20 protein-coding genes are annotated in these 18812 nt (G+C 56.7%); 10 read left to right on the top strand and 10 right to left on the bottom strand.

Annotated features, from left to right (window positions below; genetic code table 11):
• The first annotated feature begins 17 nt into the window (after positions 1-17).
• The 10 genes from EL26_RS19990 (at position 18) to EL26_RS19945 (ending at position 13250) form a co-directional block, all read left to right on the top strand.
• Positions 18-1316, top strand: a complete 1299-nt coding sequence (locus EL26_RS19990; RefSeq protein WP_038093295.1) for a helix-turn-helix domain-containing protein — start codon at positions 18-20, stop codon at positions 1314-1316.
• A gap of 2 nt (positions 1317-1318) precedes the next feature.
• Positions 1319-1888 (top strand): hypothetical protein, encoded by a 570-nt coding sequence (locus EL26_RS19985; RefSeq protein ID WP_152559344.1) that lies wholly within the window; start codon positions 1319-1321, stop codon positions 1886-1888.
• Positions 1889-2045: 157 nt separating this feature from the next.
• Positions 2046-2660, top strand: coding sequence for a TetR/AcrR family transcriptional regulator (locus tag EL26_RS19980; RefSeq protein ID WP_038093290.1), 615 nt, complete (start codon positions 2046-2048; stop codon positions 2658-2660).
• 113 nt (positions 2661-2773) lie between these two features.
• Positions 2774-4210, top strand: coding sequence for a DHA2 family efflux MFS transporter permease subunit (locus EL26_RS19975; RefSeq protein WP_081857358.1), 1437 nt, complete (start codon positions 2774-2776; stop codon positions 4208-4210).
• Between the two features lie 186 nt (positions 4211-4396).
• Positions 4397-5920: a response regulator gene (locus tag EL26_RS19970; protein WP_038093284.1), complete on the top strand. Its 1524-nt coding sequence runs from the start codon at positions 4397-4399 to the stop codon at positions 5918-5920.
• Positions 5917-6963 (top strand): HEAT repeat domain-containing protein, encoded by a 1047-nt coding sequence (locus EL26_RS19965; protein ID WP_038093280.1) that lies wholly within the window; start codon positions 5917-5919, stop codon positions 6961-6963. The genes EL26_RS19970 and EL26_RS19965 overlap by 4 nt, the downstream gene beginning before the upstream one ends.
• A complete protein-coding gene (locus EL26_RS19960) occupies positions 6960-8381 on the top strand; it encodes a glycosyltransferase family 2 protein (protein WP_238546157.1) in 1422 nt (473 codons plus the stop codon). Before EL26_RS19965 ends, EL26_RS19960 begins: the two co-directional genes overlap by 4 nt.
• Before the next feature lie 23 nt (positions 8382-8404).
• Positions 8405-8773 (top strand): response regulator transcription factor, encoded by a 369-nt coding sequence (locus tag EL26_RS19955; protein WP_038093277.1) that lies wholly within the window; start codon positions 8405-8407, stop codon positions 8771-8773.
• On the top strand, positions 8770-11655 hold the full coding sequence (locus tag EL26_RS19950) for an ATP-binding protein (RefSeq protein WP_038093274.1): 2886 nt from the start codon (positions 8770-8772) through the stop codon (positions 11653-11655). Before EL26_RS19955 ends, EL26_RS19950 begins: the two co-directional genes overlap by 4 nt.
• A gap of 323 nt (positions 11656-11978) precedes the next feature.
• Complete coding sequence (locus EL26_RS19945; RefSeq protein WP_152559343.1) at positions 11979-13250, top strand: sensor domain-containing diguanylate cyclase; 1272 nt, start codon at positions 11979-11981, stop codon at positions 13248-13250.
• 90 nt (positions 13251-13340) lie between these two features.
• On the opposite strand, the gene EL26_RS19940 is transcribed toward EL26_RS19945, so the two are convergent.
• From EL26_RS19940 to EL26_RS19895, 10 genes are all read right to left on the bottom strand, one after another.
• Positions 13341-13601 carry a metal-sensitive transcriptional regulator gene (locus EL26_RS19940; protein WP_038093271.1) on the bottom strand — a complete coding sequence of 87 codons (261 nt, stop codon included), beginning with the start codon at positions 13599-13601 and terminating at the stop codon, positions 13341-13343.
• Between the two features lie 82 nt (positions 13602-13683).
• Positions 13684-14157, bottom strand: a complete 474-nt coding sequence (locus tag EL26_RS19935) for a DsrE/DsrF/DrsH-like family protein (protein WP_038093270.1) — start codon at positions 14155-14157, stop codon at positions 13684-13686.
• 29 nt (positions 14158-14186) lie between these two features.
• On the bottom strand, positions 14187-14570 hold the full coding sequence (locus tag EL26_RS19930) for a DUF302 domain-containing protein (protein WP_038093267.1): 384 nt from the start codon (positions 14568-14570) through the stop codon (positions 14187-14189).
• A 27-nt stretch (positions 14571-14597) separates the two neighbouring features.
• Positions 14598-14825, bottom strand: coding sequence for a sulfurtransferase TusA family protein (locus EL26_RS19925; RefSeq protein ID WP_038093264.1), 228 nt, complete (start codon positions 14823-14825; stop codon positions 14598-14600).
• Positions 14826-14851: 26 nt separating this feature from the next.
• A complete protein-coding gene (locus tag EL26_RS19920) occupies positions 14852-15982 on the bottom strand; it encodes an MBL fold metallo-hydrolase (RefSeq protein WP_038093261.1) in 1131 nt (376 codons plus the stop codon).
• A gap of 24 nt (positions 15983-16006) precedes the next feature.
• On the bottom strand, positions 16007-16579 hold the full coding sequence (locus tag EL26_RS19915; protein ID WP_038093258.1) for a sulfurtransferase TusA family protein: 573 nt from the start codon (positions 16577-16579) through the stop codon (positions 16007-16009).
• Between the two features lie 38 nt (positions 16580-16617).
• Positions 16618-17394, bottom strand: coding sequence for a sulfite exporter TauE/SafE family protein (locus EL26_RS19910; protein ID WP_038093256.1), 777 nt, complete (start codon positions 17392-17394; stop codon positions 16618-16620).
• Positions 17395-17478: 84 nt separating this feature from the next.
• The gene (locus EL26_RS19905; protein ID WP_038093254.1) at positions 17479-17877 is read right to left on the bottom strand and encodes a DsrE/DsrF/DrsH-like family protein; all 399 of its coding nucleotides are present in this window, start codon (positions 17875-17877) and stop codon (positions 17479-17481) included.
• 48 nt (positions 17878-17925) lie between these two features.
• Complete coding sequence (locus tag EL26_RS19900; RefSeq protein WP_038093252.1) at positions 17926-18237, bottom strand: rhodanese-like domain-containing protein; 312 nt, start codon at positions 18235-18237, stop codon at positions 17926-17928.
• 79 nt (positions 18238-18316) lie between these two features.
• Complete coding sequence (locus EL26_RS19895; protein WP_038093251.1) at positions 18317-18694, bottom strand: rhodanese-like domain-containing protein; 378 nt, start codon at positions 18692-18694, stop codon at positions 18317-18319.
• Between the last annotated feature and the right edge of the window lie 118 nt (positions 18695-18812).

The raw sequence follows: 18812 nt of genomic DNA, 5'->3' as shown, positions 1-18812 counted from the left end.
ACATGGAGGTGGTTAACATGAAGGTCACACAAACTCTTGGGCAAAAGATTCGCATCTGTCGTCTACAGAAGGGCTTGACCCAATCCGGTTTAGCCGAGGGGATTATCACTCCGTCCATGGTGAGCCAGATTGAATCCGACAAAGCCAACCCGTCCCACGAGGTTTTGAAAAAAATTGCAGCTCGGCTCGAAGTTCCTCTCGAAGACTTGATGAAGAATGCGACGATGAACCTGAACTATACATCGCGTTTTCAGATCGCCAGAGCTCTGGTCGAGAACGAGCAATTCTCAAGCGCGTTGCGTATGTTGCATGAGATCACCGAGGAATGCAACGCCAAAGTGGAACCGTTCGAGGTTTCGTACCACATCATATTTTGCATGCTGCAACTGGACATGTTGGAGGAAGCGAAGCAAAGACTTGATTTACTCTCTTCCAAAGCGCGAGTTCATCTAGGAAAAAACCTTCACCTAAAACTCCACTACCTCAATGGGGTATACGAAATGCGCCGCCATCGCTACCAAATTGCGGAGTATCACTTCATGCAGGCTTTGGCTGACACCGACACGACTTCGCTTTCCGAACAGAAACTTCTCGCGACCACCCAAATGGAGCTGGGGAACGCACAGCAACGAATGGGTAAACTCAAAGAATCGTTGGAAACACTTCAGAGCTTGGCAGAAACCCTTCTCCATCTGAATTGTCTGGAAGACCTCGGCGATCTGTACCTGCAAATGTCTCAGACTTGCCTTCATTCGGAACAGCTGGAGGAGTCCATTGAGTATGCCGAGCTCGCCATTTTGTATACAGAGCAAGCTCAAAATAAACACCGTCAAGTCATGACGAAACTAAAGGTAGCCGTGATTCAAGCTTCAACCGGACAAGCTAGAGAAGCGGAACAAATCGTCCGCCAGATTGCAGATGAGTTTCTACATATGAAGAAACCGGAAGACGCAGGTGTTGCCTTCGCGGAACTCTCCAAAATCCAAGTGGAACGGTCAAAACTGGATCAAGCCTATGAGTCAAGCCAGAGAGCCAAAGACCTCTTGCCGCAGAATCACGAACACTACGCTCTCGCCCTGAGAGTGCAGGCGAAGATCGCACAAGCACGCCACCAAACAGACTTCGCCTCCAAGCTTTTCAAGAAGTCAGCCGATTGCTACAAACTCGTGGGCAGCTACAACGAGTATGAACAGACGATGCAAGAACTGTCAGCACACTACGCCCGGACGAACGATTCCTTGAAAGCCTATGAGACAATTTCTGAGATGCTCACGTACAATCTGAAAACGCGGGAAAGCCGAGGGATTGTCCTGTGAACTTGCCGACCAACGTCCAAACATTTCTCAATACGCAAGCCGGGCAACACCTGCTCCTCCTGTTAATCGAGCATTCATTGAACAACGCCCTCAAACAAATTTATCCGCTAGAACGTGATGTATTGGCACGTGAATATGCGTATGACCTGACAACGGGCTCCGACTTCGAGCTATTACTCGACCATCTCTCCTTGGTACGAGTCGTGACCTACCAAAACAATCGGGCCGAGGAAGCGCTGGTCAATTATTGGGGTTCTAATCAAGAAGCGATTCACCTTGCCGATGCAAGACAATATACAATAGATGTCTTACGAATTGCGCCGGTTGATCATCCAGAGCAAGGCAGAGCGTATAAGAATCTCGCCTACATATTCTTTGCTCGCAACAAGACAAAATCTGCTTGTGCATCTATCGAGAAAGCCCTGAACATCTTCCAGAAAAACGGATTGACCGATCCCCTTGAAGAGCTTGTCGAAATGCTCACCGACCGAAACGAACCCGAATGTAAACGAACGATGGAAAATTCGGATGCGGCACTTCGCAGCATGAATGCTGGCAGATCGGGGAGGTAGTCATCCTCCTATATCGTGCGACCTATGACATCCCACACGCGGGATGTTTCTTTTTTGCCCAAAGCGAAAACTTGCTCAATGAGCATAATTGCACATTGGGCAAGTTTGTGATACTGTAGTACCAACAACGAGAAACGACGGTGGAGGTGTTCGAGCGGTGAACAAACACGGCTTGCGTGAGATCAAGAGAGAAGCGACCGCGCATGCGTTGGCCGACGCGGCGTTCGAGCTGACGATGGAGCGGGGGTTGGACGGATTCGTGGTCGAGGATGTGGTGCAGCGCGCCGGGTACTCCCGCCGAACGTTCGCCAACTACTACTCCTGCAAGGAAGAAGCGGTGGCGAGTGCGGCGGAATCAACCAAGAACGTCGACGAAGTCAGAGCATTATTCGAACGTTTGCCCGACAGCACCACACCGCTTGAGGTCATGTACCAACTGACCAAGTTGCAGTTTACGGGAGAGTATCTACGGAAGATGCGCCAACTCGTCGTGCTCTCCAAGCAGTATCCCACGCTGGAGCCTTATCTCCTCAGCGTCCTGCGCCGCTCCCTGGCCTCCTCTCAAGAGGTGTTGAACCGCTTGTTCCCCAATCGTTACCCCGAGGGGTACACGCATATGCTCGCCGGAGCTCTCAACGGCGCGTTGGTGCCTTTGATGGACGGAAGCCTCAATGTGCTGCTTCCAGGGGATTCACCGGAGGAATATCCGGAGGCGACGACGTTTGACGACTATCTGGAGACGATTTACGGGTACTTGCGAAACGGGTTTTAGGGCGTTTTTCTTAGGAATCACACACAAAAAGAAACGGGTACGAAAGGGTGGAGAATTTGAGCAATTTGCAGGAAGTCACAAGCTCGATCAAAAAAGGGCCGCTCCTGTTCATCATGATCTTGGGAGCGTTCATCGCGACGCTGAACCAAACGGTCATGAGCGTCGCGATTCCGGAACTTATGGTCGACTTTAACATCACAGCCGCGACGGCCCAGTGGTTGACCACCGGGTACATGCTGGTGAACGGGGTCTTGATCCCGATCACGGCGTTCCTGATGCAAAGGTTTACCACACGCGAACTGTTTCAAACCTCGATGATCATCTTCTTGGCGGGCACCGTCGTGTCTGCCGTCGCCACCGGATTTCCGGTCTTGTTGACCGGGCGCTTGATCCAAGCGGCAGGGGCGGGCATCATCATGCCGCTGCTCACGAACGTGATCTTGACGGTCTTCCCGCCGAACAAACGGGGCGGCGCGATGGGGTTGGTCGGCCTGGCGATCATCTTCGCACCTGCGATCGGCCCGACGCTTGCCGGGTATATACTGGAGAATTACAAGTGGGAAACGATGTTTTACGGCATGATCCCGTTGGCGGTGCTCGTCATCGCCCTGGGAGCGAAGTATCTGCGCAATGTTTCCGATCGAATTTACACCAAGTTTGATTCTCTGAGCGTCATCCTCTCCACCATCGGTTTCGGGGCTTTGCTGTACGGCTTCAGCCGCGCGGGCAGCCTCGGTTGGTCTTCCTCGGAAGTTCTCACGATGATTTCGGTCGGCGTCGCAGCCCTCGCGCTGTTCACGTGGAGACAGTTGGTTTCCAAGGAACCGCTGCTCGATCTGCGCGCTTTCAAATACAGCATGTTCTCGTTGACGACCGTCATCAACATCGCCGTGACGATGGCGATGTATGCGGACATGATGCTGCTTCCGTTGTACTTGCAGAACATCCGCGGGTACACCGCGCTGGAATCCGGTCTCTTCCTGCTTCCGGGCGCGTTGCTGATGGGCTTCATGATGCCGGTGGCGGGCAAGCTGTTCGACCGCTTCGGCGCCAAATGGCTGTCTGTGATCGGGATGATCATCATGATCGCCACCACGTTCGGCTTTGTCGACTTGACCGATTCGACGTCGTACACGTATCTGCTGTTGATGTCGACCGGACGACGCGTCGGGATGGCGCTGCTGATGATGCCGGTGCAAACGGCCGGTTTGAACCAGTTGCCGCAACGATTGAACGCACACGGTACGGCGATCGGCAACACCATCCGGCAGGTCGCGGGTGCGGTCGGCACTTCGCTGCTCGTCACCGTCATGTCGGATCGCACCAAAACGCATCTGACAGACATGATCGCGACGGGCGCGGCCAAAACCACCCCGCAAGCGCAACTGATCAAGGAGGCTTCCATCCAAGGGGTCAACGACGCCTACATGGTCATTATCGGCATCTCGGTCATCGGCTTGCTGCTGTCCTTCTTCCTCAAAAAAGTAGGCCAAGCCTCAGAAGAGAAGACCGGAGTCGCACGGGAACAGGTGGCCGCTGCGGAAGTCTAAAAAATGAAAAGGACAGGCGGAGCGCCCGGCATCGTGTCGGGTGCTTTTTTTTTCATGCGCAAGAGTCAAAATTTGTCGATTTTGCACAAATTTTTATAGGAGTAAAGTCCTTGAGATGGTAAAATAAAAAACAACGGAACACTCGTAATACGTCATAAAAAATTACTGCTACGGGGTAACGAATCGATGGGGGAACAAGCCGCAACGAAGTTGAGCAAGTACCAGCAATTATTCAAGGAGCAGTGCGCCAAGCAATTGGAGCTCTGGCGGCAGGCGGATGTGATCTCGGGCGAAGACCTCTATCAATTTTTGCATCGGATCAAGGGATCGGGGGCTTCCATCGGACTGCCGCTGTGGTCGATGCAAGCGGAGTTGTTGCTCGATGACTTGCATCAGAGCCAAACAGAAGGCCGCGAGCCCAAGACGTGGACCCGCGACACGCTGTTTTTGTTTTTGAATCCGCTCTTGCAAGTGGCAGCAGAGGGTGATTACACCACCGACGCGGGCCATGGGGAGCCGGTGTCGGAGAACGTGTTCGTGCTGCTCGTCACCGATCAAGCAGCCGTCGTGACCGAAGTGAAAGCGGAACTCGAAGGGCTTGGGTGGTCGGTCATCGCGATGGATTCCCCGTCGCGCGCGACCCGTTCCTTTTTTCGATACAAACCGGATCTGCTGATTGTCGATGACAAACTGAATTTGGAGCGCACGCCGGAGGGGCAGTACTTGTTGCAAAAAGTCGAGGAGCACGGCATCGGCCGTGTGCTGATCGGCGAACAGGTGCCCGACGACGCCCTTGAGCGCTGGGATGCGGTGTTCGAACGCCCGCTGACCCGGGTGTCGTGGACGGCCGCCTGCAAGCGTCTGGTGCGCCGCCGCGATCTTGCGCGCCAGATGGTGCGCGAATCTTCGCTCTCGATTCAAATTCTGCACCAGCAATGGCACCAGATGAGAAGCTGGCTCGGCGAGCGCGCCGTGCTCGCGTATCTCGACATCGAGCGGCTGCGCGAGATCAACGAACAGCGCGGATACGCCGCGGGCGACGAAGCGATGGAGAAGCTCGGCGGGATGCTGCGCGAGCGCTTTCCGACCGCGGGCGTCTATCACGGCGTGGAGGACGAGTACTACCTCGTCTTGCCGTCCGATGATCCCAAGCGCGTGGAGGGCGACTTGCAGCACGCCTGCCGCTCGCTTCCGTGGCTGACGATCAACATCCGCGTGATGCAGGCGTTGCCGGGCGAGGAGATCGCGTTGGCGCTGCGCCGCTTGCGGGACGGGAACGTGTTTGCCGCGCATGCGGAAACGGCGGCGGCGTTGGAAGCGGCGAAACCGCAGTACCTCGCGATCATCGACGACGACGAGATCGTGCGCTCGCTCTTGGAAGAGCAGTTCAAGCTGCTGCCGGGAGTGAGGATCATGAGCTACCGCGAGGGAGAGAGCTTTTTTGAAGACGCGTGGCACAAGCAGGACGGTCAGTATCTGCTGATCATCGACGGGATGTTGCCGCGCATGGACGGCTTTGAAGTGGTCTACAAAGTCCGCACGCAGTACGACGCCGACAAGTACAGCATCTTGATGCTGACCGGCCGCAAAAGTGAAAAAGACATCGTGCGCGGTCTCGAACTCGGCGTGGACGACTACATCACCAAGCCGTTTGGCATCCGCGAATTGGAAGCCCGCGTGAAACGGCTGTTCAAGAGGTTGGAGCGATGATCTCCACGGGCCTGCTCTGGGTGTTGTGGGCGAACGTCGGCGTGATCGGACTGTTGCTCGTGCTGTATCTCTACCTCGTCGCGCAGAAGTCGTTTGACGTGCGGTGGAACTCCAATCTCAAAGCGCGGCGCGAACGGTTGCAGCTGCTGTTGCAGAAGCACTTGGTCGAGGGCGTCGAGACACGTTCGCTTCAGCACCTGCGCAGTGCCGACGTCGTCGCGTTGAAGGATCTGCTCTTGGAATACAGCCAAGTGTTGAGCAGCGTGGAAGCCGGAGAGCGGCTTCGACAGCTCGCCGAGCAGGTGTTCACGGAGCCGTTTCGCAAAGACATGCGGGCGCGCAACTACGCCGTGCGCTTGAACGCGCTCTATGCCATCGAGGAATTTCGCATGGAGAGCTTGCGCGACGACGTGGTCGCCCGCTTGGAGAAAAACCGCAAACTCAACCAAGTCGAGCGCTGCCAACTGTACGCGATTCTCGCGAGTTTGCAAGACGACGCTCTGCTGACCTTCCTCACCGACTCCGCGCTTGAGCCGCTGCCGGACTTCGTGTACCGCGAGTTGCTGCTGAAGATGAATGAGAGCTTGTTCGACCGGTTGTTCAACCAGCTTTACACCCTGCCTAGGGCGCTTCGCTACTGCGTGATCGACATCATCGGGAACAAGGGCGACTACCGCTACGTGAAAGCGATCGAGGAACTGACGTACTCCCGCGAACGGGAAGAGCGCATCCGCGCCCTGAAAGCGATTACGAAGTTCGGGTACGTCCAGCGCGGCTCCTCGCTCGTCGACAAGTCGGAAGCGGAATCGTGGCAAGAGCGTCTGATGGCGGCGCGCGCGATGGGCGCCGTCGCCAAGGATGAATTCGTGGACGTCCTGACCAAAATGCTCCGCGACTCCTCTTGGTGGGTGCGCAAAGAGTCGGCGCAATCCCTGCTCCGCTACCCGCGCGGACAAGAAATCCTCCGGCGCATCGCCGAGAGCGACGAAGACCGATACGCCCGCGACATGGCGCGGGAATGGCTGGAGGCGAAACAGCTATGAGCCTCGTGATGCAGGCGTTGCGCGATGTGTTTACAGGTGTGAACTATTTTATTTTTTTCTATGTGCTGTTCGTCTCCGGGTTTTACTTCTTGCTGTTCCTCGTCTCGGCGCTGCAACTGCGCAAGCTCTTCGGCTTGGAGGACAAAAGCCCGTACTCCGAATTGCTGGAGTCCTCGTTTACGCCGCCGGTTTCGATCCTCGTCCCGGCGTACAACGAAGAAGCGGGCATCGTGGCAAGCGTGCGTTCCTTGCTCGCCACCAACTACCCGAACTTTGAGATCATCGTCGTCAACGACGGCTCCAAAGACCGGACGCTGGAAACGATGCTCGAAGCGTTCTCGATGAAGAAAGTCCAAAAAGCCGTCCGCAAAAGCTTGGAGACCCAGCGCGTCCGCGAGGTGTACATCTCCGAGGTCTACCCGGACTTGATCTTGCTCGATAAGGAAAACGGCGGCAAAGCGGACGCGCTCAACGCCGGGATCAACGTTTCGCAATACCCGTACTTCTGCTCGCTGGACGCCGATTCGGTGCTGGAGCGGGATGCGTTTTTGAAAGTGATGAAGCCGATCATCGATTCGGACGGCGACGTGATCTGCTCAGGAGGATCTGTGCGGATCGCCAACGGCTGCCGGATCGAGCGCGGCGAAGTGCTGGAGATCAACTTGCCGGACAACAAGTACGCGGTCATGCAAGTGATCGAATACATGCGCGCGTTCTTGATGGGGCGCATCGGATTCTCCCGGCACAACATGCTGCTGATCGTCTCCGGCGCGTTCGGGGTGTTCAACAAGGACATCGTCGTCCGCGCGGGCGGCTATCGGCACGACACGGTGGGCGAGGACATGGAGTTGATCGTCCGCCTGCACCGCTTCACCCGCGAGAACAAGATGCAGAAGCGCACGATCATCTACGTGCCCGACCCCGTCTGCTGGACGGAGGCGCCGGAGGACGCGTCGATTCTGCGCAAACAGCGCTCGCGCTGGCAACGCGGCTTGATGGATTCCTTGCGCTTGCACAAGCGGATGTTCTTCAACCCGCGTTACGGGCTGGTCGGCTTGATCTCGTTCCCGTACTTTTTCTTTGTGGAAATGATGGGGCCGCTGATCGAAGCGTTCGGCTACCTCGCGATCGTGATCGGCTTGGCGACCGGCCGGATGTTCTTGCCGTTTGCCGCCTCGCTGTTGCTGTTGTCGATTTTAAACGGGTCCCTGCTCTCCGCCGGGGCTGTCCTCTTGGAGGAATGGAGCCTGCGCAAATACCCGCGGGTCTCCGATTTGACGAAACTCTGCCTCTACGCGTTGACCGAGACGTTTTGGTATCGTCCGCTGAACACGTATTGGCGGTTGGAAGGAACATGGCAATTCCTGCGCAAACAGCAGGGATGGGGGGACATGAAGCGCAAGGGCGTTTCGAATTAATTTTTTCACTGGGGGTTGTGAAGATGGCACCTAGATTGCTTTTGGCAGAAGACGAAGACGTGTTGAGAATGTTGGTGGTCGATTCGCTGGAAGACTGCGGGTACGAAATCGACGAAGCGGTGGACGGCATCGAAGCCTTTGAAAAAATTCTCGCAAACGAATATGACTTGGTGCTGCTCGACTACATGATGCCCGGCATGACCGGCCTTGAAGTCGTGGAGAAAACCCGCGCGCTGAACGGGTCCAAGTCGGAGTTCAAGATCATGATGTTGACGGCAAAAAGTCAGAAGTCCGACCAAGACCTCGCCCGCAAAACCGGCGTCGACTACTTCCTCGCCAAGCCGTTTTCGCCGATGGAATTGGTCAATTTGGTTGAGGAAATCCTCGGATGATCCAGACTCCGATCCGGCAAGGGATCGCCCGCCGCCTCACCGCGTACATGATCGTGTTGATCGTGTTGATCACGGCCGGCGGCGGGACGATGTATATCGTCGAACACATCTTGCAATCCCGTCACGATGCTCAAGTCCAACTCGTCGACCAGAAATCGCGCCTCTCCGACCGCATTCAGCAAGACACCATCGGGTCGATTGCCGAACTGCGCGGGTACTTGGCGGTCGGCGTGCCGACGTTCCAAGACAAACTTACCGCCAAGCAGAAGGACTGGGAGAGCGCGATGGCCGACTTCCGGAAGCTGGAGTTGACGGCGGAAGACGCCGCGTACCTCACCACCGTGCAGAACGGCTACGACAAGTTCTTCCACGAAGTCGTTCCGACGACGATGAAGCAGTTCCAAGCGTCGGAGAACCGCGACGAGCTGTGGAAGCTCTCCAAGGACAACAACTACACGCAGCTTCTCGACGAACTGCGTCAACACAATATCGACTACGTGGCGCTGCAACATCAGCACATGCTCGATTTGCAATCGCGCTCCTCCCGCAGCCTCGACACGATGGCGCTGCTCACCGGGCTTTACTTGGTTTTGATCGCGGTCGTCGTCGGCTGGCTGGCGATTCGCCTCGCGAAGGACATCGGCACTCCGCTGCACAGACTGGCGATTTCCTCGCAACACCATGAGGACGGCAACCTGTTGCAATTGCCCTACGGTGACCGCTCGGACGAGATCGGTTTTTTGACCCGGTCGCTTCAGAGCATGATCAAGCGCATCCAAGAGACGGAGCAAGACTTGATCGAGCAGAACGAAGAAGTGTTGGCGCAACAGGAAGAACTGCTCTACTCCCAAGACGAACTGAACACGACGCTGATCAAGATGCAGCAAAAAGAAGCGATCTTGCAAGCGCAAAACTCGCTGAGCGCCGCGCTCGTCAACACGCTCGACCGCGACACCCTGCTTCGAAGCATCATCCACAACGTGCAAGTGATTCAGCACGCGGACAAAGGCGCGATCGTCCTCTTCGAAAAAGGCTTCCCGCACGCGTCCGTCGGGATCTCCGGCGAGCAGATGCAGCGCTTCCTCAAGCCGGGACACGAAGGCATGTTCACCCGTTTGGAGGAAGAGGGACGCGCGTTCGTCGTCACCCGGGAAGCGCTCCCGCCGGAGAAGGGCTACCACGACGAGCGTTTTGAACTCGCCGACCTCTACTTGCCGATTCACGATTCCAAGGGCAAGATGATCGCCGTCGTCGTGCTCACCCGCATGGGCCGCAACTTCTCGGACGCGGACATGGAGCAATCGCAAGCGCTGGCCAACCAGATTGCGCTCTCGATTGAGAAGCTTCACACGTACGAATCGTCGGAGCGCGAACGCCAATTGAACCAAGAGATCATCGACTCGATTCGCGAAGGCATCCAGCTGTTTGACGAACAAGGCAACCTCGTGCAAGTCAACGAGACGTGGACGTCGTGGATCGGCGAGTGCATTCTGGAGCGCGAGAACCGCGAAGTGACGCACCGCCTCTACGATCTGTTTGAGCAATTGGTCGACAACTCCGACGAGCTCTGCCAGTTCGTCAAGGAAGCGCTCGACGGCACTCTTGATGAAGAAACGCGACTGATCTACCAACTGCAACACCGGGACAGCACCCGCGTCATCCAAGTCTACTTCGAGAAGATTCGTGACGCCGAGGGGCAAATTGCCGCCACGATGCTCGTGCACCGCGACATCACCCGCGAATACGAAGTCGACCAGATGAAGTCGGAGTTCGTCTCCACCGTCTCGCACGAGCTGCGCACGCCGCTCTCGTCCGTGCTCGGCTTCACCGAACTGATGCTCACCAAAGAGTTGAAGCCGGAACGTCAGCAGAAGTACCTGACGACGATTCACAAAGAAGCGAAGCGCCTCACCCAGTTGATCAACGACTTCCTCGACATTCAGCGCATGGAGGCGGGCCGCCAATCGTACGAGATGGGCGACCTCGACCTGTTGCCGCTGGTGCAGGAGGTGGTGGAAACGTTCGCGGTCTCGTCGCCGAAGCACGAGTTGAACGTGGAAGTCCGTGCGTTGTCGACGCGGGTGCGCGGCGATGCGGACAAGCTCAAGCAAGTGTTGATGAACTTGATCGGCAACGCGGTCAAATACTCGCCGGAGGGCGGCGTTGTCACCGTGGCGTTGCGTACGGAGCCGAAAGCGCTGGTCGTGGACATCACCGACCAAGGCTTGGGCATTCCGAAGGACGCGCTCAGCAAGCTGTTCTCGAAGTTTTACCGCATCGACAACTCCGACCGCCGCAAGATCGGCGGCACGGGCTTGGGGCTTGCGATCTGCAAGGAGATCGTCAAAGCGCATGAGGGCGAAATCAAAGTGCAATCGGAATTGGGCGTCGGCTCGACGTTCTCGATGTACCTCCCGCGCGAAGCGGCGGAAGAAGCCGCGCCCGCCAAGTTGGAAGCGGCGGCGTCGTCGCAACAGCCGCGCCTGTTTATCGTCGAGGACGACGATTCCTTGGCGCTCCTCTTGCAAGAAGAGCTGCGGGACAACGGGTTTTCCGTTACGCACCTGCGCGACGGCGAAGAAGCGGTGCGCCAGATCGGCGAACACCTGCCGGACGCCGTGGTGCTCGACATCATGCTCAAAGACTCGATCTCCGGCTGGGACGTGATCGACCGGCTGAAAGCAGGGGACGCGACGGCGAACATCCCGATCTTCATCGCCTCCGCGCTCGATGAGAGGGAACTCGGGCTCGCGAAGGGCGCGACCGATTATTTGACCAAGCCCTACCAGCCGAGCAAGCTCTCCAACGTGATCCTGCAAACGCTCTTGCTGCGGGAAAAAAGCGGTGTTATCATGATCCCGGAGCAGGAGGACGGCCGCTAGATGAGGAGAAACCTTCGAAACAGCCTGCGGCTGTTGCACGGGTCAGTGCGCCGTGGTGGAGCTGGCAGGTTTGGTTCCGCTTGACCGCGCAGGGAGACGCGGAACTTTCCGGCGATCGTCCGACAGCCAGTGCAACATGCGTATGACTTTGCCGGGGACTCTGCAGACATTGCGACCGACGTTTGGACTTCGATGTGGGGAATGGACAGTTTGAAGTCGATCCAAGCGGGCTTTACGGGACGCGATGAGTGTACCTGGCGCACCTATGTGCCCTTGATGCAAAAGATCATCGCCAAAGGTGAGTAGAGGGTGGGGTGGAAACGATGAGCAAGATCGAGAAAATCCAACAGCTCGTAGAAAAGGGCCGGAAAAAATACATCATCGAACTGGCACGGCAGATCCACACGTTGGAGGGCACGATGAAAAGCCTCGCCAAAGGATATGAACCGACGCTGGCGCAAGACATCTACCGCAGTGCGCATCGCTTGAAGGGCAGCGCGCCGACGTTCGGGTTGCATCGGGTCGGCGAGATTTCCGAGCGCCTCTGCGATCTCTGGGAGTGGAGCAACCGGCTTGCTTCCGGGCGGGAAGGCTTGGCGACGATCTTGAACGAATCGGGCAACCACCTGATTCGTCTGAAGATCGAGTATGAGATTGCCCGCAACCAAGCCGATCTCGTCACGGAGGAGATGGGGCAAGCGTCGATTCCCTCCGGCGGATTGGGGCGGATCTTGCTGATCGACGATGATGACATTTTGCGGTCGTACTTGGCGGAGGAGTTCGCGATCTGCGGCTACGACGTGGACGAAGCGGCCGACATCGACACGGCGAAGCGCAAACTGTACGACAACCGCTACGAGCTGATGTTGTTGGACTTAATGATGTACCCGCAGTCCGGGTATGAGATGTTCAAGTTCCTCAAGGAAGACCCGGGGATGAAGTGGATTCCGTTGGTCGTGCTTTCGGGGCGGACGGACTTGGAGGACAAGTTACGCTGCCTGCGGGCGGGAGCGGATGACTACGTGACGAAGCCGTTCCAGTTTGAAGAGTTGGAAGCGCGGGTGAACAACGTGATCACGCGCAACCGGCAATTTGAGCAGATCGCGTTTCGCGACGGGTTGACCGGCGTATATAACCGGCGGTTTTTCGATCACCAGTTGCTGATCGAAGTGGATCGCTCGAAGCGCGACGGGGAACCGATTGCGCTGGCGTTCCTCGACATCGACCATTTCAAGTCGGTCAACGACACGCACGGGCACCAGTGCGGCGATTTGGTGTTGCAAGGGTTGGCGTCGCTTGTGCAAGCGAATTTGCGGGCGACCGACCTGCTGGCACGCTTTGGCGGCGAGGAGTTCGTTGTTTTGATGCCGGGCACCGACAGCAAAACGGCACAGCTGGCGATGGAGCGTGTCCTCGACATCGCCCGGCACTCGGTGGTGGCGTACGACGCGGGCGTGGAGTTCCGCATCACCTTCTCCTCCGGCGTGGCGGGCTGGCAGCCCGGCCTGAACGCGCACGACCTCGTCCACCTCGCCGACGCCGCCATGTACCGCGCCAAGGAAGAAGGCCGCAACCGCGTGGTGTGTGAAGACTAACGGAAGTATGCCCAAAAAGACTCAACCCCCGCGCGGGAGTTGAGTCTTTTTGGGCATGTCGTCGAAGCGGTCGCGGCGAAGCGTTTTCCCTTACCGGCTTTTTACCAGCAGTTCCACCGCTTCTTTGATCACTTTGTCGGGCATGTTGCCTTTTTCCATCTCTTCGCGGATGCAGGCTTCCAACTTCGAGCCGACCACGTACCCGATCGCCCGGTCGAGGGCGGTGCGGATGGCGGTCAACTGGATGACGACGTCGCGGCAGTCTTTTTCCTGCTCCATCATGCTCAAGACGCCGCGCACTTGCCCTTCGATTCTCTTCAAACGGTTCTTGACCGCATCGTTGTATTCCACGGAAAGCCCCTCCGTTTCTGCATTCGTTTGTTGATGTTTATGATACCCCTCCTGGTATGGAAAACGCAACAGGGCGCTCATCCTAGATGAACAGATTCAACTTGGCCTGGTCCGCTTCCGCCAAATAGGTGGCCACGCCGGCGTATTCGATGCCGTCGATCAGTTCGGCTTCGGTGATGCCGAGCACGTCCATCGACATCGAGCAGGCGATGATCTTCACCCCTAAGTCTTGCGCCGTTTCCATCAACTCTTGCAGAGTGGCGATGTTTTTCTTGCGCATGATGCGCTTCATCAACTTGGAGCCGAGGCCGCCCATGTTCATTTTGGAGAGGCCGAGTTGTTCCGGGCCGCGCGGCATCATGCGGCCGAACATGTTTTCAAGGAACGTTTTCTTCGCGGGAACTTTCTCCGATTTGCGCAAGATGTTCAACCCCCAGAAGGTGAAGAACATCGTGACGTCACTGCCCATCGCCGCAGACCCGGTTGCGATGATGAACGAGGCGATCGCTTTGTCTAAGTCACCGCTGAAGATGACCATCGTGCTCTTATCTGCCATTGTTTCTCCCCTTCTCTACGATCCACTTTCTATTTTGCTTCGTTGATGGCTTGGATCAACGTCTCTTCTACGCCTTGCGCGATCTCCTCAAGTTCAGGATCTTTCAACACGCCCATCAGCGCCGTCGGCTTCGGCAAGCCGATCTTGGTCATGCCTGCGTCTTGGTAGACGACCACTTTGCAAGGCAGGAAGTAGCCGACGAGCAAGTTTTGCTCCAACACGCGTTTGGCTTCCACCGGGTTGCACACTTCCAGAACCCGGAACGGGGTGGCGAAATCCACCCCTTTTTCCTGCAGCTTGGACGGGAGATCGAGTTGCCAGAGGACGCCGAACTTGTGGTTTTTCAAGCTGGCTTCGACGGCGGCAACCGCTTCGTCAATCCCTTTGTTCGTTTCTACGGTGTAATGAAACATGTGCAATCCCTCCAGTTGGATTGGCGCTTACGACTTTTTGACAAAAAAGCGGAAGACGCCGTTGTCTTCTTGGACGTTCAAGAGTTCGTGTCCGGTTTGTTTCACCCAGCCTTGGAAGTCGTTGACCGAGCCCTTGTCGGTGGTTTCCAGCATCATGATTTGACCGCTTTCCAGCGTGTCCATGCCTTTTTTGGCTTTGACGATCGGCATCGGGCAGGAAAGTCCCTTTGCATCTACGACCAAGTTTGCGTTCATATTGTTTCTCCTCTCCGGGTTTGAAATTACGAGTGTTTGATCGCGCAACGGTTCGGTCCGATTTCGAGCTCCGTCGCTTTTTCGAGATCGACTTGGAGCGTGCCGCGGTTGATCTCGACGATGTCGGTGTAGTTCGGCGGTGTCGCACCGACGCCGCCTGCGACTTGTTCGGTGAATTGCTCGCGGTCGGTGGTGCGCATGATCTCGTTGTTGCGGCGAATGTCGCCCAGTTGTGCCCCCACATAGCCGTTCGCGTTGATTTCTTGGATGTCGGCAAAGTGCGTCGGCAGCACCAACACGTCGTCTCCGAGACCCGCCAGCGTCGAGAACACGGTGTCGTACAGCGATTGCGCCCATTCGCGCGCTTTGCCGCCGAGGTCCGGACGTCCCAGACCGCCTACGAAAATCGTGTCGCCCGACAGCAAGAAGCGTTCGTTGATGAGGAACGACGTACTCCCGGGGGTATGTCCCGGCGTTGAAATCGGCATGACTTTGACATCGACGGTGCCGAACTGGATGTGCTCATGGCGCTCCAGCGGTTCAAACGGCATGCCGGAGTCTTGCATCTCGCCGGACGAGATGTAGTAGGTCGCGTTCGTTTTCGCCGCCAATTCAGGACCGCCGGAGATGTGGTCGGCGTGCAAGTGCGAATCCAAGATGTGCTTGATGGTCACGTTCTCCGATTTGGCGTATTCGAGATATTCGCTCACATGACGGCCCGGGTCGACGATCAGCGCTTCGCCTTGGGAGATCACCATGTAGGAGAGGCAGCCTTTGGCGAGACGGTTGAATTGGACGAGCTTCATGTCTGTTTCTTCCGCGATCGTCACCGGATGGTAGAATTGGCTCCATTCGAGCATCCCTTCCACCAAGTAGCTGACGTCAAAACCGCGTTCGTCGAGCAGTTCGCCGACCATCAGGGCGCTGCCGCCCTTCGCGCAGATCACGACGATTTCCGTATCTTTCGGGAGGTTTTGGTAGAGGTCTTCGTTGTCATCGAGAAAATCAAAGTACGGGATGTTGACCGATTGCAACTTGCCGCCTTCGATTTTCCAGTCGTTGTAGTCGTCCGGGTTGCGCACGTCCAAGATGAACACGGAGTGTCCCGCGTTGATGCGGTCGTGCAGTTCTTGGGCGCGGAGTTCTTTGACAGCCATTAAGAGTCACCTGGCCTTTCTCGTTTATTTGGATTCGACAGGACCGGTCCAGCCCGTCATGCCGGGGATGACGTTTTTGACGTTGGAGAAACCGCGTTCTGACAGCACTTGGCACGCCATGTCGCTGCGGCTGCCGGTGCGGCAGATCACGTGGATGTCTTGCTCGGCGAGCGGTTGCAGATCGGCAATCGCCTCTTCAAGTTCGCCAAACGGCACCAACTTCGCGCCGGGGATGTGGCCGAATGCGTACTCGGCCGGTTCGCGGACGTCGAGGATCACCGGATGGTCCGGCAGTTTCGCCAGCAGGTCTTCGTTGGAGATCACATGAGGATGCGTTTGCTCCGGCTTGGTTTCGCTCGGGTTTGATTTGCGAATATAATGTGTGAACGTCCCGTTTTCAGCAGTCGTGCCGATGAATTGATGTCCTGTGCGCTCCGCCCAAGCTTTCATGTCGGCGACAGAACCCGGGTCGGTGGCGATCACTTCGAGCACTTGGCCCGGCTGAACTTCGTCGATCGCTTTCTTGGTGCGAACGATCGGCATCGGGCAAGACAGCCCTTTGCAGTCGATGGATTTGTTGGCTTGCACGTCACTCATGTTGCGGTTCCTCCTCTTCTTCTTTGCAAAGTACTTGATTAGAAAACGTCGGTCCAGATTTTGATCGTCGTCAGGACGATCAAACTGGCGAGAACAGCTTGCAACACGTGCGGATTCGTTCGTTTCCCCAATTTGACTCCGATCGGGGCTGCCAAAAGGCTGGCGATCACGATCACAATGGATGGCCAGAACGGGATGTGACCCGCCAAGAGCTTCCCTGCGACCGAGCCGATCGAGGAGATGAAGGTGATCGCCAGTGAAGACGCGATCGTCATGCGGGTCGGAATCTTCAGCACCAGCAACATGATCGGCACGAGGATAAAAGCACCGCCTGCGCCGACCAGCCCCGAGGCGGCTCCGACCAGCAAAGCGGAGCCGGCCGCCAAAAATCGGTTGAACGTCACGTCCGAAACCGGACGATCCTCCAGACCCTTTTTCGGAATCAACATCATGACAGCGGCGATGGTGGCAAGCACGGCGTACACGATGTTGATCACATGCCCGGACAAAAACTTGCCGCCGTAGCCGCCGATGAAACTCCCGACGATGATGGCGCTGCCCATGTACATCACCAAAGGAACGTGAATGATCTTGTCTTTTCGCAACGTGATCACGCCGGACAGCGTGGCAACAAAAACTTGGATGGCGATGATGCCGGACACTTCATGTTCCGTATAGACTGCCACACCGGTTAAAGCCGGGATGTAGAGCAGCATCGGATAGTTGATGATCGCGCCGCCGATTCCAAGCATCCCGGAGAGAAACGACCCGACGAACCCGATCAAAAACAAGATGGCAATCAACCCGATGGACATCTCCATCCTCCCCCTTTCTGGCCACGAGGATGTACCGCATGCTCGAAGCGTTGCTCAAGCATGCGATGGCACCTCTGGTATGGCTTAGAACGTGACCGTTACGTCTGCGTCGTACGCGAAGTCAAGGAAGGTGACGGCACCGCCGACTTCCACGCCGTCGATGAACATCTCCTTGGTCATGCCGGTAACATCCATCGTCATTTGGCAGGCGATCATCTTCACGCCGAGCTCCTTCGCCATTTCCAGCATGTCGGAAATGCCCGGCACGTTGGCGCGTTTGAAGCCTTCTGCGTAATGCTCTTTGCCCGGTCCCATCGTCAGCATGGCAGCGGCGTCGCGATGGATGATCGCGAGAGCTTCAAAGGTGAAGAAGATCGCGACTTCCGCGTCGGTCGAAGCGGCTGCCGTTGCGATGTTGAGGACTTTGTAAGCGGAATCCAGTCCGCCGTTGGATGCGATGATGGCGACTCGTTTGTTTGCCATGAGAAAAAACCTCCTTGAAATGGTGGGTTTGATGTTGGGAAAGCAGGGTCAGCGTTGCACCGGGCCTTTCCAGCCGAGCATTCCGCCCATCATGTTTTTGACGTTGCGGAAGCCTTGCGCCGCCAAGTATTCACAGGCCTGCCCGCTGCGGTTGCCGCTGCGGCAGACCAGGATCGTCTCCACGTCGGGAGCAATTTCGTTTTTGCGTTGCGGGATCTCGCTCAAGCGGATGTGCTTGGCTCCGGGGATCATGCCGGTTGCCGTTTCCTCCGGTTCGCGCACGTCGATGATGTTCATGATTTCACCGCGGGCGAGACGCTCTTGGACGTCCAGCGGGATGATGTTGATGATGGTGGACATAAGTTTCACCTCTTAATACCCTATGGGGTATATTTTCGACTTATGAGAAGGAGATCATTGGATCTCCTCGATAGGATTCTTATTTTACGACGTTCCCATTCCATCCGGACATGCCGGTTTTGAGATGGGAGAGGTTGCGGAAGCCGTGTTTGTGCAGGGTTTTCGCGGCCTGCTTGCTGCGCATGCCGCTTTGGCAGGTCAGAATCACCGGTTTGGATGAATCGATCTCTCCCACGCGGGTTCGCAGTTGGCTGAGCGGGATGTTCTGAAACCCCGGAATGTGCCCGGCTCGGTACTCACCGACTTCCCGGACGTCGACAAACACGAAGTCTTTCGGTTTTTTCAAACGCTCTTGCACTTCAGCGGTCGTGAGATTCGTCAAGCCGCGGACCGGCAAGAGGCGCGAAATGACAAACCAAAGAAGCAAGGCATACAGCAGATACATCCACCATTGCATGACGGTTTGACCCTCCTTCTGAGATACGGCAGGGGGTATATCCCTGACATCGACAATCATATACCCTAGGGGGTATATGTGTCAACCTCTTGCTTTCCTTCGAAGATCGGGACGTTCG

It is taken from the genome of Tumebacillus flagellatus (assembly GCF_000714935.1).
GTDB lineage: Bacteria > Bacillota > Bacilli > Tumebacillales > Tumebacillaceae > Tumebacillus > Tumebacillus flagellatus.
Note: the sequence above shows the minus strand (reverse complement) of the source record. Positions and strands in the feature narration are given on the sequence as shown.

What these genes read in the sequence shown, in the direction of transcription:
- EL26_RS19905 (WP_038093254.1), bottom strand. Translation starts at nt 17,877, where the DNA reads ATGGCAAACAAACGAGTCGCCATCATCGCATCCAACGGCGGACTGGAT.
- EL26_RS19920 (WP_038093261.1), bottom strand. Translation starts at nt 15,982, where the DNA reads ATGGCTGTCAAAGAACTCCGCGCCCAAGAACTGCACGACCGCATCAAC.
- EL26_RS19945 (WP_152559343.1), top strand. Translation starts at nt 11,979, where the DNA reads ATGAGCAAGATCGAGAAAATCCAACAGCTCGTAGAAAAGGGCCGGAAA.
- EL26_RS19895 (WP_038093251.1), bottom strand. Translation starts at nt 18,694, where the DNA reads ATGCAATGGTGGATGTATCTGCTGTATGCCTTGCTTCTTTGGTTTGTC.
- EL26_RS19955 (WP_038093277.1), top strand. Translation starts at nt 8,405, where the DNA reads ATGGCACCTAGATTGCTTTTGGCAGAAGACGAAGACGTGTTGAGAATG.
- EL26_RS19950 (WP_038093274.1), top strand. Translation starts at nt 8,770, where the DNA reads ATGATCCAGACTCCGATCCGGCAAGGGATCGCCCGCCGCCTCACCGCG.
- EL26_RS19935 (WP_038093270.1), bottom strand. Translation starts at nt 14,157, where the DNA reads ATGGCAGATAAGAGCACGATGGTCATCTTCAGCGGTGACTTAGACAAA.
- EL26_RS19970 (WP_038093284.1), top strand. Translation starts at nt 4,397, where the DNA reads ATGGGGGAACAAGCCGCAACGAAGTTGAGCAAGTACCAGCAATTATTC.
- EL26_RS19915 (WP_038093258.1), bottom strand. Translation starts at nt 16,579, where the DNA reads ATGAGTGACGTGCAAGCCAACAAATCCATCGACTGCAAAGGGCTGTCT.
- EL26_RS19960 (WP_238546157.1), top strand. Translation starts at nt 6,960, where the DNA reads ATGAGCCTCGTGATGCAGGCGTTGCGCGATGTGTTTACAGGTGTGAAC.
- EL26_RS19990 (WP_038093295.1), top strand. Translation starts at nt 18, where the DNA reads ATGAAGGTCACACAAACTCTTGGGCAAAAGATTCGCATCTGTCGTCTA.
- EL26_RS19900 (WP_038093252.1), bottom strand. Translation starts at nt 18,237, where the DNA reads ATGTCCACCATCATCAACATCATCCCGCTGGACGTCCAAGAGCGTCTC.
- EL26_RS19965 (WP_038093280.1), top strand. Translation starts at nt 5,917, where the DNA reads ATGATCTCCACGGGCCTGCTCTGGGTGTTGTGGGCGAACGTCGGCGTG.
- EL26_RS19975 (WP_081857358.1), top strand. Translation starts at nt 2,774, where the DNA reads ATGATCTTGGGAGCGTTCATCGCGACGCTGAACCAAACGGTCATGAGC.
- EL26_RS19910 (WP_038093256.1), bottom strand. Translation starts at nt 17,394, where the DNA reads ATGTCCATCGGGTTGATTGCCATCTTGTTTTTGATCGGGTTCGTCGGG.
- EL26_RS19925 (WP_038093264.1), bottom strand. Translation starts at nt 14,825, where the DNA reads ATGAACGCAAACTTGGTCGTAGATGCAAAGGGACTTTCCTGCCCGATG.
- EL26_RS19930 (WP_038093267.1), bottom strand. Translation starts at nt 14,570, where the DNA reads ATGTTTCATTACACCGTAGAAACGAACAAAGGGATTGACGAAGCGGTT.